12 protein-coding genes are annotated in these 16,669 nt (G+C 52.6%); 3 read left to right on the plus strand and 9 right to left on the minus strand.

Annotated elements, in window-relative coordinates:
* Nucleotides 1-52: 52 nt before the first annotated feature.
* From HMPREF2609_RS00065 to ileS, 4 genes are all read right to left on the minus strand, one after another.
* Nucleotides 53-727: a vitamin K epoxide reductase family protein gene (locus HMPREF2609_RS00065; protein WP_004004824.1), complete on the minus strand. Its 675-nt coding sequence runs from the start codon at nucleotides 725-727 to the stop codon at nucleotides 53-55.
* Nucleotides 728-930: 203 nt separating this feature from the next.
* Entirely contained in the window at nucleotides 931-1,371 is a 441-nt protein-coding gene (locus HMPREF2609_RS00070; RefSeq protein ID WP_239668172.1) for a DUF4233 domain-containing protein, read from the minus strand.
* 24 nt (nucleotides 1,372-1,395) lie between these two features.
* Nucleotides 1,396-2,964 (minus strand): bifunctional folylpolyglutamate synthase/dihydrofolate synthase, encoded by a 1,569-nt coding sequence (locus HMPREF2609_RS00075; protein WP_070534419.1) that lies wholly within the window; start codon nucleotides 2,962-2,964, stop codon nucleotides 1,396-1,398.
* Nucleotides 2,965-3,127: 163 nt separating this feature from the next.
* Complete coding sequence (gene ileS, locus HMPREF2609_RS00080) at nucleotides 3,128-6,475, minus strand: isoleucine--tRNA ligase (RefSeq protein ID WP_070534420.1); 3,348 nt, start codon at nucleotides 6,473-6,475, stop codon at nucleotides 3,128-3,130.
* A 1,078-nt stretch (nucleotides 6,476-7,553) separates the two neighbouring features.
* Here ileS and HMPREF2609_RS00085 point away from each other — a divergent pair.
* Nucleotides 7,554-8,042 carry a DUF3995 domain-containing protein gene (locus tag HMPREF2609_RS00085; protein WP_070534434.1) on the plus strand — a complete coding sequence of 163 codons (489 nt, stop codon included), beginning with the start codon at nucleotides 7,554-7,556 and terminating at the stop codon, nucleotides 8,040-8,042.
* 86 nt (nucleotides 8,043-8,128) lie between these two features.
* Here HMPREF2609_RS00085 and HMPREF2609_RS11000 read toward each other — a convergent pair whose 3' ends face one another.
* From HMPREF2609_RS11000 to nirD, 3 genes are all read right to left on the minus strand, one after another.
* Nucleotides 8,129-8,332 carry a hypothetical protein gene (locus HMPREF2609_RS11000; RefSeq protein ID WP_139044836.1) on the minus strand — a complete coding sequence of 68 codons (204 nt, stop codon included), beginning with the start codon at nucleotides 8,330-8,332 and terminating at the stop codon, nucleotides 8,129-8,131.
* Nucleotides 8,304-9,107: a DUF6318 family protein gene (locus tag HMPREF2609_RS00090; protein WP_070534421.1), complete on the minus strand. Its 804-nt coding sequence runs from the start codon at nucleotides 9,105-9,107 to the stop codon at nucleotides 8,304-8,306. The genes HMPREF2609_RS11000 and HMPREF2609_RS00090 overlap by 29 nt, the downstream gene beginning before the upstream one ends.
* 135 nt (nucleotides 9,108-9,242) lie before the next feature.
* A complete protein-coding gene (gene nirD, locus HMPREF2609_RS00095) occupies nucleotides 9,243-9,584 on the minus strand; it encodes a nitrite reductase small subunit NirD (protein ID WP_004004830.1) in 342 nt (113 codons plus the stop codon).
* A 515-nt stretch (nucleotides 9,585-10,099) separates the two neighbouring features.
* On the opposite strand from nirD, the gene nirB reads away from it, so the two are divergent.
* Both nirB and cobA read left to right on the plus strand, forming a co-directional pair.
* Entirely contained in the window at nucleotides 10,100-12,787 is a 2,688-nt protein-coding gene (gene nirB, locus HMPREF2609_RS00100; RefSeq protein ID WP_070448486.1) for a nitrite reductase large subunit NirB, read from the plus strand.
* 10 nt (nucleotides 12,788-12,797) lie between these two features.
* Nucleotides 12,798-13,691, plus strand: coding sequence for a uroporphyrinogen-III C-methyltransferase (gene cobA / locus HMPREF2609_RS00105; RefSeq protein ID WP_070534422.1), 894 nt, complete (start codon nucleotides 12,798-12,800; stop codon nucleotides 13,689-13,691).
* 137 nt (nucleotides 13,692-13,828) lie between these two features.
* Here the strand turns inward: cobA and HMPREF2609_RS00110 are convergent, their stop codons facing one another.
* On the minus strand, nucleotides 13,829-14,590 hold the full coding sequence (locus HMPREF2609_RS00110) for a sirohydrochlorin chelatase (RefSeq protein ID WP_070534423.1): 762 nt from the start codon (nucleotides 14,588-14,590) through the stop codon (nucleotides 13,829-13,831).
* Nucleotides 14,591-14,768: 178 nt separating this feature from the next.
* On the minus strand, nucleotides 14,769-16,553 hold the full coding sequence (locus HMPREF2609_RS00115) for an LPXTG cell wall anchor domain-containing protein (protein WP_070534424.1): 1,785 nt from the start codon (nucleotides 16,551-16,553) through the stop codon (nucleotides 14,769-14,771).
* Nucleotides 16,554-16,669 lie beyond the last annotated feature (116 nt).

Genomic DNA, 16,669 nt, shown 5'->3' on the forward strand with positions numbered 1-16,669 from the left:
GGGTCTTCCATAATCTTCTGGAAGACCCACCCTCACTGTGTTTACATAAAAATTAGCGCATCATATTCATGATCACGTCAAAGAAGCGGATCACAATAATCCCAAAGATGAGAATGAGCACCAAGGTGATAGTAAACCAGCTCCACGTACCGATACTCTCACGAATATTTTCAGGGGCAGGAATAACGCTATGAGAAATATTGCGTACCGTCACCTTTATAAACATGGTAATCGTCATAACCCACACGATCATGCAAAAAAGACATAGGGCGTTAATGTGGAAGGTAGTCTCAAACCAGAGCCAGAAGACAAACGCTGTCGCGAGCGCTAAGCCGATGTTGGTGGCTACCCAGAACCATTTTTTGAAGGTAGCTCCTGCAAGCATGGCGGCGGCTATCGTCATAACGATGGAGAACCCTATGAGTCCGATGAAGGGGTTGGGGAATCCAAAGGCTTCAGCTTGCGGGGTACGCATCACGGTGCCGCAGTTAAGAAGGGCGTTGATGTCGCAGACCGAGGTATGCCCCGCATCCACGAAAATCTGAAGACGCTCAAAAACAAGGGTTGCCGATGAAGCCAGGGCTATAGCTCCCGTCATAAAGAGCCAGATCGCTAAGGAACGCTCCGATCCTTCTGCCGTATCTCGCTCACGAGAGGAAACCTGGGAGTCTATAACATCTTCAGATAGTAGATCGTCGGTTTCCGATGTTTGCTCAACGGCACCCATGTGCTGCTCCTTTACATATACCTGTTTATCGGTGGTGATAAGTGACGCATCATACCGCAGCCGCAGTATGATGCGTTAAACCCTTTGTAGCTATCCTAACGTGTTCGGCGCCTAGGGTTAAGTTTCTCGTCATAAAGACAGGGATTTTTATACCTATATCTTGGTGTTGCCAGCGATCATGGCATAATCGCCTGTATCGTTGCTTACTCACTCTCATATAAGTTTTTACGCTCCCATTCTTCTTGTTCGGCGGCGCGTATTTCGTTTTCGGCATCGATGCGGGTACCGGCGTGTAGCGCATACCACCAGCAGGCAACAAACGGGATTATTACCACGAGCGAGAAGGGTAACGCAATGACTGAGGCAAGAAGCATGGCGCCTTGAAGCACCCAACCAGCAGAGTATCCCCATGGTTTTGCCAGCTTAGCGGGTAGGAATATACACGCACCGGCAAGAACCAAACCTGCAACCCAGATTATAATTTTTACAGTGCTCGGATCGTTGAAATGAAGTCCGAAAACGGCTAGTGTGCCGAAGAAAATCGTGAATGCTTCGAGTACCAAAATAGTGGAAGCAAACATGACTTTCGTAGAACGTGGTTTCTTAACCGTTTCGGGCTTCCAATCCCGTTGAGCGCGTGTCATAAACTGCTTTTTTGCCATATAGTCTTAGCTTTCCTCAGGATTATCGGTGCCGTCTGCCAGAGGCAGTCCCAATGAGTCTTCTAACGGGATTTCACGAGGTTCCTCCCCCGCCAGCTCAGCCATAATCTCGCCGAATAGTTCATCGGAATCGGTTTCTGCAGCCTCAGCGAGTTCTTCAGGCTCGGCGTTGTGCTGTGCAGTGGATTCTTGGGCGGGTTGTGCCAGCAGGGTACGCGCCTCCCCAATGACCGTGACCGATCCTGTTATCAACACACCAGCAGATTCCTGCTCAAAGAGGGCGTTCTCCATAGCGGTGGCAAGCGCCTCATCCAAGTGGTCACATACCGTAATAATGTCTTCGTCGAACCCGGCGTCGAGGGCGATCTCTTGAAGTTCTTCCGGAGCAATGGCTCGGGAAGAATCTGAGGCAGAAAGATACAACCGGAAGGTAGCATCGGTTGAGTCTACGTATTCTTCACGAAGCACTTCAAAAATACCGAGAGCGTCTTTTTCGCCTAGAATACCGACGACTGCATGCACATGGGACAGTTCAAATGCCTCTTTAAAAGCCGTAGATGCGGCGCGCACCCCATGCGGGTTATGAGCGGCATCAAGCACCACCAAAGGCTCGTTACGAATCATCTCAAGTCGCCCTGGCGAACGTACCTGAGCAAATCCGGCAAGTACTACATCTCGCGCAAGGGCACGATCCCCACCGAAAAATGCCTCGACTGCGGCAAGAGCTAATGATGCGTTCTGCCCCTGGTGCTCACCGTGTAGGGGGAGCTCAATATCGGGGTATTCTCCTGCTAAACCTCGGAGAGTCAAAAGCTGCCCGCCGACCGCGCGGTCACGCTCAACCACACCAAATTCAACACCTTCGAAGGCGTACTTGGCGTTCTGCTTACGAGCAGTATCAAGAAGTATAGTCGCTACTTCAGGGTCTTGCGCCGCAGAAATAAGGTATCCGTCGGGTTTAATAATCCCGGCTTTTTCCGTTGCAATCTCAGCCAGGGTATCCCCCAGCATATCGGTATGATCAAGGCCAACGGGTGCCACGACAGAGACAATACCGTCGGCTACATTCGTAGAATCCCACGAACCACCGATCCCGACTTCTAGAATCACCACGTCCACGGGCTCATCGGCAAAAATAGCGAAAGCAAGCACAGTGATGGACTCAAAGAACGTAAGTTTTGGTTCTCCGCGTGCAGCAAATTCTTCGTCCACAAGAGTGAGGTATGGCAAAATTTCATCCCAAACGCGCACGAACGTGGCATCAGGCACCGGTTCACCGTTAATGCTGATGCGCTCGGTAACGCTTTCGAGATGCGGGCTAGTAAAACGCCCGGTGCGCAGATCATGAGCCAACAAAAGCGATTCAATCATGCGGGCGGTACTGGTTTTACCGTTAGTTCCGGTGATGTGGATGACCGGGGCGGCGCGGTGCACATCCCCGAGGATTTCAACGGCTCGGCGAACCGCATCCAGCCGGGGAGCCATCTTATTTTCGGGGGCGCGTGCCAGCAATTCACCGTAGACGCGTTCAACCCCTTCGGGGTTCGGGATTGCCGGGTAGCTCATCTCGCTCATAGTGTTCTTTCCTTGGCCGGTATCAAACTGTGCGACACAGCGTCTTTACCAGGATTCTGCCTTATGTACAGATATATGTTTGGGTGTATCGCCGCCCCAGCACGGTACATACCGCGGTGTGTTATATGTGCTGGGACGGCTTAGAGGCTATATTGCCCCTATTCTATGCTGCCTTTGCGACCGTAATGGTCAGGCTCTCGCCCTCCGTAAGATCCAGGGAAACCGCTAGGGTCTCGCCAGTGACCAGTTCCTCGTGGGTGCGCAGAGCCTCCAGGGTGTCCTGCGGGGCACTCACCGTTAGGTTAATGCGGTCAGAGACATTCAGTCCGGCATCTTTACGGGCCTGCTGAATAGCGCGAATAGTATCGCGGGCAATACCTTCCGCCACAAGTTCATCAGTTAATTCGATGTTCAGCACTAGGAAACCGCCGGGCAGCACGGCTGCCGCTTCACGCTCGGTACCGTCGTCCGAGGATGCTACCACGGTTACCAGCTCATATTCGCCGTCAACTAGTGCAAGCCCACCGTCGATGGCGTCGAAAGCAACGGTCACGGTACCGTCTTCGGCGATTGTCCAATCGCCAGATTTCGATGCCTTAATGGCTGTCTGAACCTGTTTACCAAGGCGAGGACCTGCGGCACGGGCATTCACCTTCAGCCGTTGCGAGATACCGTAGTCGGCAGGGTTAGCGTCCTGTGCATTCACGAGGATAACCTCACGCAGGTTCAGCTCGTCCTTCACAATCTTGGCGAAGTAATCGGTACCCTTAGCACCGAATGCGGTTTCCAGCTGTGCGAACTGCTCGTTGGCAATGGCCGCCGTGAGCGATTGCAGAGGCTGACGCACACGGATCTTCTTCTCTTTACGCAGAGAAGACCCTACAGAGCATACCGCCCGTACGGTTTCCATGAGCGAAAGCAGCTCAGATTCATCAGCAAAGTCTTCAGCGGCAGGCCAGTCGGCAAGATGTACCGAACGCTCGCCGGTCAAGCCACGGTAGATTTCCTCGGTCGTGAGCGGCAGAAGTGACGCCGCTACCTTTGATACCGTCACCAAAGCAGTGTACAGGGTATCGAAGGCATCGGGGTCTTCGTCAAAGAAACGTTCACGTGAGCGGCGCACATACCAGTTGGTGAGCGCATCAGCGTAAAGACGCAGATGCTCGCAGGCGCTCCAGATATCATAGGAGTCCATGTCTACGGTAACCTGCTGTACCAGCTCCCGGGTTTTACCCAAGATAAAACGATCCATCACATGCTGCGAATCGTACTTCACCTGTGCCGTATACCCCTCGCCTTTGTTGGCAGCATTCGCGTAAAGAGCGAAGAAGTGATAGACATTCCAGAGCGGAAGCATCACCTGTCGTACCCCTTCACGAATGCCCTGCTCGGTCACAATCAGGTTGCCGCCGCGCAGAATTGGCGATGACATGAGGAACCAGCGCATAGCGTCCGAGCCGTCACGGTCAAGAACTTCAGAGACATCCGGGTAGTTGCGCAGCGACTTTGACATTTTCTGCCCATCAGAGCCGAGCACGATGCCGTGGCTGACAACATTCTTAAAAGCAGGACGGTCAAATAGTGCGGTCGCCAAAATATGCAGGGTGTAGAACCAGCCGCGGGTCTGACCAATATACTCAACGATGAAGTCCGCCGGATAGTGGTTCTCGAACCAGTCCTTATTCTCGAAGGGATAGTGAACCTGCGCATACGGCATCGACCCGGAGTCAAACCATACGTCCAGTACGTCTTCGACGCGACGCATCGTAGACTTACCCGTTGGATCATCAGGGTTTGGACGCGTCAGCTCATCAATATAGGGGCGGTGCAGATCTGGCTGCCCCTCCTTGTTCAGCGGCAGGCGACCAAAGTCAGCTTTGAGTTCTTCAAGCGATCCGTATACATCAACACGAGGATAATTTGGATCGTCCGAAACCCAAACGGGAATAGGAGAACCCCAGAAACGGTTGCGCGAAATTGACCAGTCGCGAGCGTTCTCAACCCACTTACCGAACTGCCCGTACTTGACATTTTCGGGAATCCAGTTGATCTGCTCGTTCAGCTCAGACATGCGGTCTTTGAACTCGGTCACCTTCACATACCAAGAGGTAATGGCGCGGTAAATAAGAGGATTACGGCAGCGCCAGCAGTGCGGGTAGGAGTGCACATAGGATTTCTCCACGATGAGCGTACCATCTGCCTTGAGAGCATTAATAATGGTGCGGTTTGCCTCGAAAACCTGAACTCCGGCGATACCCGCAAGTGCGGTAGACCCCGAAGGGCTAGGCTGTCCGAATAGGGGAAGGAACCTGGCGCCTTCATCTACCGAAAGCACCACGGGAATATCGTAGGATTCACAAACTTTCTGGTCGTCTTCACCATAGGCAGGTGCCTGATGAACGATACCGGTACCATCGGTGGTACTTACGTAATCGGCAACGAGAATCTGCCATGAGGTTCCTGTGCCCCATTTCTCGGCATCGGCGAAGTAATCCCACAGCGGAGTGTAGCGCACACCTTCTAGTTGGGAGCCGGTGTAGCGCGCTGTGATGGCGGCTGCCGCATCCTCGGCGGGGCTCTCCCCTGCATACCCGAGGTCTTTCGCATAGGTTCCCAACAAATCAGCTGCGATGAGGAAGCGCCGTCCGCTGAGCTCACCGGCACCGGGAACTACGACGTATTCAATGTCGGGTCCGACGGCGAGCGCCTGGTTGGTGGGTAAGGTCCAGGGGGTGGTGGTCCAGGCAAGCGCCTCAACGCCTGCCAGTTCAGCGACAATATTTTTATTGGCAGCGAGCGAGTCGTCCGCGGTGAGAGCGAAAGCTACCGTGACGGTCTGATCTTGACGATCCTGGTAGACGTCGTCATCCATGCGCAGCTCGTGGTTCGATAACGGGGTTTCGTCTTTCCAGCAGTACGGCAGAACACGGAACCCTTGGTACGTGAGCCCTTTATCGTAGAGACGCTTGAACGCCCAAATCACGGATTCCATGTACTCAACGTTGAGGGTCTTATAGTCGTTCTCGAAGTCCACCCAACGCGCCTGCCTGGTAACGTATTGTTCCCACTCGTTGGTGTATTTGAGCACGGAGGCGCGCGCGGCATCGTTGAAATTATCGATGCCCATCTCTAGGATTTCTTGTTTATCGGTCATGCCGAGCTGTTTCATGGCTTCAAGCTCGGCAGGCAGACCATGAGTGTCCCAGCCGAAGCGGCGTTCTACTTTATGCCCGCGCTGAGTTTGGTAACGTGCTACAAGGTCTTTCGCGTAACCTGTGAGCAGGTGCCCGTAGTGCGGCAGACCATTTGCAAATGGAGGGCCATCGTAGAAGACGAATTCGTTATCGCCGTGGGGCCCGGCTTCGCGGTTATCGATAGATGCTTGGAAGGTTCCGTCTTTCTTCCAATAGTCGAGTACAGCTTCTTCGAGCTTAGGGAATTTAGGTGATGCGCTTACACCGTAGCCTGAGGCTTCAAACGCGCTCACCTTGGGGTAGATATTTTCTGACATGCAGTGCGCCCTATTTCTGTTCAGATTCCCGCCATTGGGTACGTGAACCGCACCCTTTGCCGAGGATGGACAAACGGGTGCAAGGACGCCTTCATCGTGCGCCCCTCATGGAGCGTATATGCTGGCGCGGTACCACCTTGCTTACTGATACAGACAAACGCACCGACCTCCCCCGGGGCTATGAACTGTTCATCAGGAACGTTCTTACGCCCCCGGAGAGCGGCGCGTTGAGCGAGTATCAGTCGCTTATTAACAGCTGTATCGGGCTTAACCGTCCGGGTCTACTAAGACTGCATCTGTTCCGCTAAGGCGCCCCTCGCCGCAGCGAAAAGGTGGGGTCCCGCAGGTGCGGTCTGTTCTTCCGAATTGCTCGCCGGTGATCGCCGGGTCTTTGCAAACATCTACATTCTATGGGGTTTGCAGCTACGGGTGCAAGCTACAAAAAACCCAATTTTTACCCGCTTTCAGAACCTCTGTGACGCATCTCGGGCGTGTCATAAATGCATGTTTTTACAGATATACTCAATGTTTTCATGCACTTTCAGTTGAATATTAACTCTCGACACTAGATATTGGGGTCATTCTTGCCAGCATCCACTAAATATGCATTTTTACGTGCTCTGTCAACGAAAAAATTTTCGTTTATCTAGCGTTTATACAGCACATGGGACGTCCTGTTTCTCTGAAGAACACGCCCAGAATGCTGTGGGAAAGTTCACGGGTCTCCCCACATCGATTTCCTTCCTCAATGATGCACTTCTGACATTCCGCGCCAGTTCGGCGCCCCCTCTGAAATAAGGGGTTATTGAGTCTGAAAAACATAAATTTTTAACAGAAGCCCCTAGCCCCTGAATGCTCTGCTCGGGTAAGTGTAGCTCGCGTTCTTCATGTGCACGGCAAGCAGAGTCGTCTCGGTTGCTAATTCGGGAAGCCCCAGAATCTCGGAATTCTCCATAGAAAGCAATCCGTTATGTTCTATTAGCAATAACTTTTGGGGTTATGAAACAGAAAACATCTTTGCACAATATTTACACTTCCCTCTAGATAGGAAGAGGTGACGGATTTTAGACTGGATTACATGAAGAAAACCCGCACGCGATCCGCCGGAACACCGCTGTTTATTGGAGCCGCTATCGCAGGTTTATTGCACGCTGCACCCAGCTTTTACTGGATGTGCGGCGGGATGTGGCTGTTAGATACCGTGGGGCCGATGGCTGTCGAACTACAGCAAGAGGGTAACGTTCCGGTGCGGTTTTTACTGGCTGCCGTGTTTATCGCCAAAGTTACGGGCGCACTTGTGCCGCTTATAGACCATCTACGACCGCCTGCGCACGCATGGGTTCGCGTTGTTTCTTGGGTGGGCGTTTTAGTGCTTATAGGCTGGGGCGGCCGTGGAACTTTTGCGGGGTGGCAGCGTGTAGTAACTGGTCAAGCTTCCCTGGATAATCCAATCATCGCGGGGCACACCTACTTATGGAGTCCCCTTTTCCTCATTTGGGGACTGCTGCTGTGTGGGGCGTTATTCGTCTCGCGCGCTCGACGCCAGAAAGTGTCGTCAACAGGCTAAAGACCACTCGGCGTATGACCTTAAGAGATGTTGAAGGCATCTGCCACATCGCTACTACATATAACGTTTTGGGTAGAAATGGAGGCTTAAATCCCCTCGGCAGAAAGCTTCTTAATGTATCCGGTTAGTTCAAGGAATGTACAGTCGAGGATTTTTACATAATTATTATCTTCTGGCTCCCCGAAAGTATTTGGGGAGCCAGAAGAATTTTTGAAAATTACTTTAGAGATTTCTGCGGCTAAAACCGTAAGAGTAATGTAGCTAGGCAGCGGAGGAAGAGCTGTTGCCATTTTCAACAAGCTGAGGATATTTTTGCTTCAGATAGGTATTGGTAACGTACTTCCACGATCCACCATCGTATATGGTCACCATGTAGATGTTATCCGCTGTATCTGCTGGCTGGTCTGCCACTTCTTCCTTGCTGAGGTGGGCTTTATAGGCTTCAAACTTTTCACCATAATTCCAAGCAACAGCAACGATATCGGATTCGAATACTACCATAGGCCTTTTATCAAGAATCCAGCACTTGAGGTCGTACCCTTCCATCCAGCCACCACCGTTATAAATGTCACGATACAAGTCAAATTGTGGTCGAAGATTCGGATCATCTTCATGGCTAAGTTTCTTCGCATATTCAGAATTTCCGGTAAGAACCGCGTAAAGGAATGATGCCTCATAGGCGGCAAGAGCCTTATATGAGCCTTCCAGGGTCTTCTGGCGTATGGCATTCTCGTCAATATCAGGTTCGGGAACGTTCTTTGCAGGCTCGGTGTTGGTTGCGGGAGTATAACCGCCTTTATCTTTAGTCGGAAGTTTTATGTCTCCCGCATATTTATTCCAGTCAGCAACGAACTTTGCGTACTCTTCCGGTGAGGTCGAGTCGCTGGGTGAACTTGTTGACGAAGCGCTAGAGCTTGAAGAGGATGAGCTGTTGCTCGGCGAGTTTTGAACACTCTTGACGGAGGGGGCGCATCCGGCGAGGGCTGCAATCCCAAAAGCCCCAAAACCAATAAGAGTAGCGCGACGTGAAGGAGTAGAGGTGAAAGTGGTGTATGGCGAATTCATTGGTTTTCTCTTTTCAGTATGCGTATGTTTTTGAGTGATTACTCTGCACCGTAACAACCGCGTCTGAAAAGACCCTGAACTTTCGTACCCACAACCTGAGAGTAGCCTAAAAGTTACAGAACAAAATTCTAAGAATTAGACCTGCAGGTAAATATCGCCGTCTCGCACTTCTAGAGGGTACACACCGATCGTATAGTCAGCGCCTGAGACACACTCACCCGTAGTGAGATCGTATACCTCTTTATAAAGAGGCGAGGCGATAGTTGAGTGCCCGTCTTTCTCTCCAACAATGCCGCGAGCAATCACAAGAGACTGACTATTAGGGTCACGATGATCGCATGCATAGTACCCATGCTTAGTTTTAAAGATTGCATACTGCTGACCTTTGACGAGGGCAACTTCGCCCCAATTTTCTTCGAGTTCACTTTCGGGACAGATGCGAACCCAGGAAGATGCTACGGCGGCATTTTCAGTCATACGGCTCTACCTTTCGACAGGTGCTATCTATGCAACCGGTCACAGTCAAGAGCTACATATCAAATCAGCATAGACAGAAGGCGGCATACGAGAGCACAAGTATTTCTTGTGTGTTCTGTTTGGAGTCTACCCTATAAAAACCACAGATAAAAATATGACATACCTAAGCTACTAAAGGTCTGAAAAACCCTTAAAAACACAGCGCTTTAGGGAGTTTAGGCTTACCTAAAACAACAATCCTTAGGGTCAAAAACACCCATTAATCCCTAGATATTTCAAGGAATTTCCTTAAAATTTTTCTCAAAAATACCGATTTTGGCACTTTCGTCGTATAGCCTCTGTGTAAGATAAAAACAGCGACTTTTTACAAGCAAGAATCTGCGTATAAAACAACATAATCCCACACTCTTGTTGTTCTGGCTCAAGGTTTGTTCCCGGTTTTCCTGCATTGCCGGTTCCTAGAGACAGGTCATTCTTTGCTGAAGTCGGTATACACACAACTAGGAAGGACAAATATGTCTCAGAACGGCCCTGGGAACACCGCCCGTAATATTCTGGTCGTCGGTGCAGGACCCGCAGCATGGCGTTTTGTACGCGCTTATCATGAAGGTGCCCAAGACGCTGGACGCGCCTCTGACACCATTACCGTTCTCAATGATGAACCGTATATTCCGTACGACCGCGTTGCTATCGAACAGCTTTTCAAAGATACCGACAAAGACCTTACCCTTGGCGACCCAGCGCTCTGGGACGAGTCCACGATCAACCTGGTTAACAATACCCGTGGCGAATCACTCAACCGTGACTCGCGCGTTGTTAAAGGTTCAGACGGCGTAGACTACCCCTACGATGTGCTTGTATTCGCTACCGGTTCAAGTGCGGTGCGCATTCCGATTCCTAACGCAGATTGCGCCCATGTATTCCGCACCGCAGACGATGTTAAAAACATGGTCTCCGAAGTTGAACGGTTGCAGACTAAACTTGGGCGCGCACCGCGCGGTATTGTTGTCGGCGGAGGCCTTCTCGGGCTGGAAGCCGCAGAAGGTCTCAAAGACCTTGGTGCCGAACCCACCATCCTTGATGTTGCCCCGTGGCTTCTCTCCGTGGAGGTCGATCAGGGCGGCGGTTACGCGGTCAACGCCCAGATCAAAGCAACCGGGATCGACATCGAAACCGGTGCGTTCATATCCGCTATCAACAAAGATGCCTCAGGCGAGGTTATTTCGGTCTCCGTAGCAGATTCCACCTCGGACGAAGCCGTTATTCACCAGATTGATGCAGACCTCGTGGTCTTCGCTGCAGGTATTCGCCCCAACGATGAGCTGGCACGCGCCGCTGGACTAGAGACTGGCGAACGCGGTGGTATTCTCGTCAATAATGCATGCCACACAAGCGACGAGCATATCTGGGCTATCGGCGAAGTAGCCTGCGTACTTGGACGAACTTGGGGTCTGGTTGCCCCCGCCAACGCAATGGCGGATGCGGTCGCCAAGAATCTGCTCAACGGCAACGAAGATGCTCAGGTCGAAGAATTCGATATCGCCACGAAACTCAAATTCTCAGGCGTACAGGTTGCAGGCTTCGGTGACCGCCGCGGCACCACGGAAGGCTGCCTCGAAATTCTCTTCGCAGACCCCGCGCGCGGCATGTACCAGAAGATCGTGACCAGCGGCGACGCCAAGACTCTCCTCGGCGGCGTTTTTGTGGGAGACACCGCTCCTTTCGATTCCCTCAAGCCGCTGCTGGGACGAGAACTCCCGGCAGAGCCCAATGTGTATCTCACGGCGGCAGGTGGCGGCGACGGTATTCCCGATACAGAGCTGCCCGACGATGCCATTCTCTGCTCGTGCAACAACATTAGCTTCGGCGAAGTCCGTCAGGCAGTGGTTGACGGCAACCACGACGTACCTGCCCTAAAGGCATGCACCACGGCTGGCACCCAGTGCGGCTCCTGTGTGCCCATGCTACAGAAAACCCTCGAACAGCAGATGAAAAAGATGGGTATGACCGTCTCTAAGGCGCTGTGCGAACACTTCGATTTCTCCCGCGCAGAGCTTGCGGAAGCGGTACGCCTTACCAACCTCGACGACTTCGATTCGGTCATTGCACGCTTTGGGCACGGCGGCGACGGCTGTGCTATCTGCAAACCAACGGTCGCATCCATTCTTTCATCTTTCCGCAACTCCTACGTACTCGATGCCGGTCGCGGCGGCCTACAGGAAACCAACGATCGTGCTCTGGCAAACATGCAGAAGAACGGTACCTATTCGGTTGTTCCGCGCATCCCCGCAGGCGAAATTCCCGCTAAGAAGCTAGCCGTCATTGCTGCCGTTGCGGATGAGTTCAACCTCTACGTCAAGATCACCGGTGCGCAACGTATCGGTATGTTTGGCGCCCGACTGGAGCAGCTGCCCTACATTTGGGAGCGGCTGGTTGATGCTGGATTCGAATCCGGTCAGGCATACGGCAAGTCACTGCGTAACGTTAAATCCTGCCTCGGCTCAACCTGGTGCCGCTACGGTGTTCAAGACTCGGTGGGTATGGCCGTCGAGTTGGAGAATCGCTACCGCGGTCTGCGTTCACCCCACAAGTTCAAGTTTGGTGTCTCCGGCTGTAACCGTGAATGTGCCGAAGCACAGGGCAAAGACGTGGGCCTGATCGCCACCACCAACGGCTGGAACCTATATCTGGGCGGTAATGGCGGCGCAAACCCCGCTCACGGTCGTCTGTTCGTCAAGGATGCCTCCAGTGAAGAAGTTGTTCGTTACATCGACCGCTACCTCATGTACTACATCCGCACGGCGGATAAGCTACAGCGCACCGCCCGATGGCTCGAAGACCTTGACGAAGAGCACGGTGATGGTTTAGCTCATCTGCAATCCGTACTCATCGAAGATTCTTTGGGAGTCTGCGAGGACCTGGAACGAGATATGCAGCGCCACGTGGATTCTTACCAGGACGAATGGGCTGCCACCCTCAAAGACGAACGCCGTCTGCGCCGCTTCCGCGCCTTCATCAACGAGCCCGACGGCAGCGATGAGGCAGCGCACCTGTTTGTTCTTGAACGTGAGCAGATCCGCCCAGCAACACCCGAGGAAATTGCTGCCGCCGAGAAGGGCGAAGGCAATACCGTGCTGGTGACGGGAGCGAAAATCCCAGTCGGCCCACCCAGCGCGCATAATCCTGTTCCAGCGAACGCATAAGGACCCGCCCATGTCACCTAAAATTCCGCCGTTTCCACCGCGCGAATTTGCGACGATAGATGAGGTTCTAGCCAATATTCCGGCGGGTGTTGCTCAAGACGCGCCTTTAGTTCCAAGCTCCCGGGCAGATGTACCCGGTAAGGTGTACATCGCCGGGGGCGGTCCCGGTGCTCTCGATTTGCTGACTCTACGTGCTGTTCGAGCGCTCGGTGAAGCCGATGTCGTGCTACTAGATCATTTAGCTCCACAAGAGCTTGCCGAATACGCTCCAAACGCCCTGATCATTGACGTGGGCAAAGTACCCGGTAAGCATGCGGTGCCGCAGTCACGCATCCAGCAACTCATGATTGACTATGCACTCGCAGGCAAAACCGTGGTGCGGCTCAAAGGCGGCGATCCATATGTATACGGTCGCGGTGCTGAGGAGCTAGATGCTTGTTTTGCAGCCGGACTGGATGCTGAGGTTATTCCGGGCATTACTAGCGCTATTGCGGTGCCTGCCCGCGCTTCTATCCCCGTGACTCTGCGTAAAGTATCGTCGATCTTTACTGTAGTTTCGGGCCATTCGGGGCTTGATGAAACCGATATACAAGCTGTTGTTTCAACGTTGCGCGCTCATGGTACCGTGGTGCTTCTGATGGGTGTGCGTACTCTGCCGGATACTATCGAGCAGATAATGTTGCGCGGTGTTGAAAGCGATATGCCGTTGGCCACCATTGAGAAGGGCTTCACGGACCAAGAGCGCGTTATCGTCACGACCTTGCAGCAAGCTCCTCAAGACTGCCAAGACGTTAAATCACCTGCTATTACAGTCATTGGTGAGGTCGTCTATTATGCACGCGACGATCGGCATCAGTTCATCAGTCATGTACATGAACGGCTGCGTGAGCAATCCACGTCTTGAGTTCTCTGCCGCTCAGAAACTTGCTCCATAGTGGATTGATTATCCGCTAATTCTGGCGCATACAACGTGGCTTCCGTCTTCGTTTTCCTAGTTGTCGAAGGCGGAAGCCATTTTATATGCTTGACCGTATTTGAGTATTATTCGGTAGCGGCGACCAACGCCTCGTCAAGACGAGATAGAGCGCACTGAGCAATAATGCGTGCGGAGGCAATATCGTGAGAGGATACCAACGGTGCAGCCACTATAGTTGAAGCGCTAACCGCCTCGATATCACGTCTCATCTTTTTGGCAAAAAATCCATCTGCAAGCAGGTACGGGGACGCGAACCTTGGTTGCTCTTGACGAGCTATATCAATTATTGTCGGCTCAATTGCTGCGATAAAAGCGTTTCTGGTAGGTGTGTGAAGAACTTCTGCGAGCAAATCGGCGGCGCGCTGCATATCTGCTCGCCCATCTTGGCGGGATGAACCTGCAGCCCCTTGAACAATCGGTGGTGCGGCAGAACCGGTAGCTATTTTTTCATGCCATCCAATTTCCTCAAGCCGAGTTCGCTGAAGATGGGCAAGTCGCGCATCCGGCCCCAGAGAGGCAGCAATATGAATATCTTTAACTCCGCTGGTACGTGCAGCGCGCCTTAGATCAACCTGGGTGTGAAATCCTGTGGACAGTAGAACCGGCACAATAACACAAGGCTCGCCATCCGGTAAGGCTTGAGCGGCTTCATCTACACTCGGTGTCTGCACGTCTACATAAGCTTCGTGAACTTTATATTCTCGCCCGTCAGACGTGCTTCGTTCATGAAGTAGCTTTTGAAGCTCGGCGCGCACGAGGGCAATCGCTTGGCGCCCTTCTGAAGAGTCAGTACCGTGAGAGGTCGCAAGAATATTGAGAACAGACATAGCTCAAGTGTACGCGTCTGAAGAACCCGACTCACCTATAAAGGTAATTACCACCTTATAGAAGGGCATAAAGAATGGGTACCCGTACGATGCGGGCACCCATCCTTTGTACCTATTCACAACACACGGAATTCGTGTGCTTCCCTATGTGATAACCTGCGGACTACCGCAGAGGTTCTTATACGTTGTCTTTCTTACGACGACGAGCCGCAACGAGAGCGGTACCTGCCACCAGCGTTGAGCCGCCAAGCGTCGTGAAGAGTACAACGCCGTCAGCACCGGTACGAGCCAGGTTACGCTTATTAGCTGAGGTCGTAGCTGCAGAGCTCAAGTTACTGTGCGCATTACCAGTATTGGCGTCCGGTTCAGCTTGTACTGCATCGCCTTCTGCAGATCTGTTCAGAGCAGCTGCACCGCCTTGTCCGCCGTTGTTGTGTCCAGCCTTCTTAGCGCCGGGGCGGGTTGCGGCGACGTTGGCATTGTTATCCTCACCACCGGGTGCCGGGTGCGAGTCATCAGAAACCATCGCTACTGTGTATGCCTGTACATGTTCTTCACCCTTGGGATTGCTAATCGCGACGATACCGTATGAGTACCCTGGACGCAGCTTTGCAGCTTCGACTTCCAGCTGTGCAGTGAACGAACCATCAACAATTTCTGAGGGTTTCACAAAGACGCTCTTGATGGCTTCGCCTTGTGCTTTACCTTCGCTATCCAATTCGAAGATAGTAACTTCAACGCCTTCTGAGACGTGTTCGCCGGTAAAACCAGTACCCCGGACTACAACGACGTTAGTTGCTGCATCGCCAGAGAAGTGTGCGCTATCGACACGCAGCGAAGCCTTATTCGCTACATCCATTGTGGTTTCTTCCGCAGGCGATGCAGGGGCGGGAGCTGAAGAAGTTGCGGAGGGACTAGCAGATGCGGTCTCTGAAGCTTCAGCAGATGCACTGGAGGGGGTTGCACTAGCTGATTCAGACGCGCTGGAAGCCTCGCTCTTCCCTGTATCAGCGGATGCGCTTGGTGCGGGAGCCGCGGACGACTCTTGGGGTTTGGGAGTTACTGTCTCTGTAGGTTTAGGCGCCTGGGTATTCTCGGGCTGCGCCGGTGCGGCAGTCGAGGCGTCCTTCTTACTAGATTCCTGAGGAGCCGGGGCCTCACTCGTTACAGTATGAGTAACGCGGCGCTGCTTGAGCTCAACGATGGTACCTGCTACAAGGTGATCTTTACCGCCGGGGTTACTGACAGCAACAATTGCATAGCTCTTATTGCCTTTCAGTCTGCTTGAGCTGACGTTCACAGTGGCGGTAGCAGTACCATCAATGAGTTCTTGGGCAGAGACACGACCGGTTGCAAGAGGGGCGCCTACAGGGCGGCCTTGAGCATTTACTTCCTGAATGCGAACCTCTATAGAGCTACCAACGCGCGGACCGTAGAAACCACTGACACGCACGGTGAAAGGGCTAAATTCGTTATCGGTGTAGATAGTGGCAGAATCAACAGAAACCTTAGGAGCGTTCTGGCGCCCCTCTGAGGTTTCATCGCCCTCATTCTCAACCCCGATAACCTTTGTGCCGGGAGTAGCCTTTGAGGTTTTCTCGGTCTGTTCTGGAACGGCAGAGGTTTCAGATGGTTTAGCTTCAGGGGTTGAGGCTGAAGCAGTCTCAGAGGCGGTCGGAGATTCGGATTTTACCGGTTTTTCCTGTTCAGGCACCTGTGTAGAGGCCGCAGAAGCGGTTTCCTGAGCACCTGCCGGTTGAGCAGATGCGTTGGATTTTGCCCAAGGGATAGTCTGAAGCGGCAATGAGGAATTCTCATGCGTCGATTCAGTAGCGGAGGTATCTGAACCGGTCGAACTACCTGCTTCAGATGCAAAAGTAGCAGGAACATAGCTTAACGTTCCTGCTGTAATAACGGTCGCGGCGGCGAGTGCGTAGACACGGGTTGACTTCTTTGGAGCCATGTTTCCCTCTTTGAAGTTATGTGAGTTGAGCTACTGCATATTTCTGTGATGTGAGTGCCAGATTCAGTTACTCATTGACCCATCTCAATTTATCGGTGACGCCCTAACACTAGCAT

The sequence above is a fragment of the Rothia sp. HMSC058E10 genome, assembly GCF_001809415.1.
GTDB lineage: Bacteria > Actinomycetota > Actinomycetes > Actinomycetales > Micrococcaceae > Rothia > Rothia dentocariosa.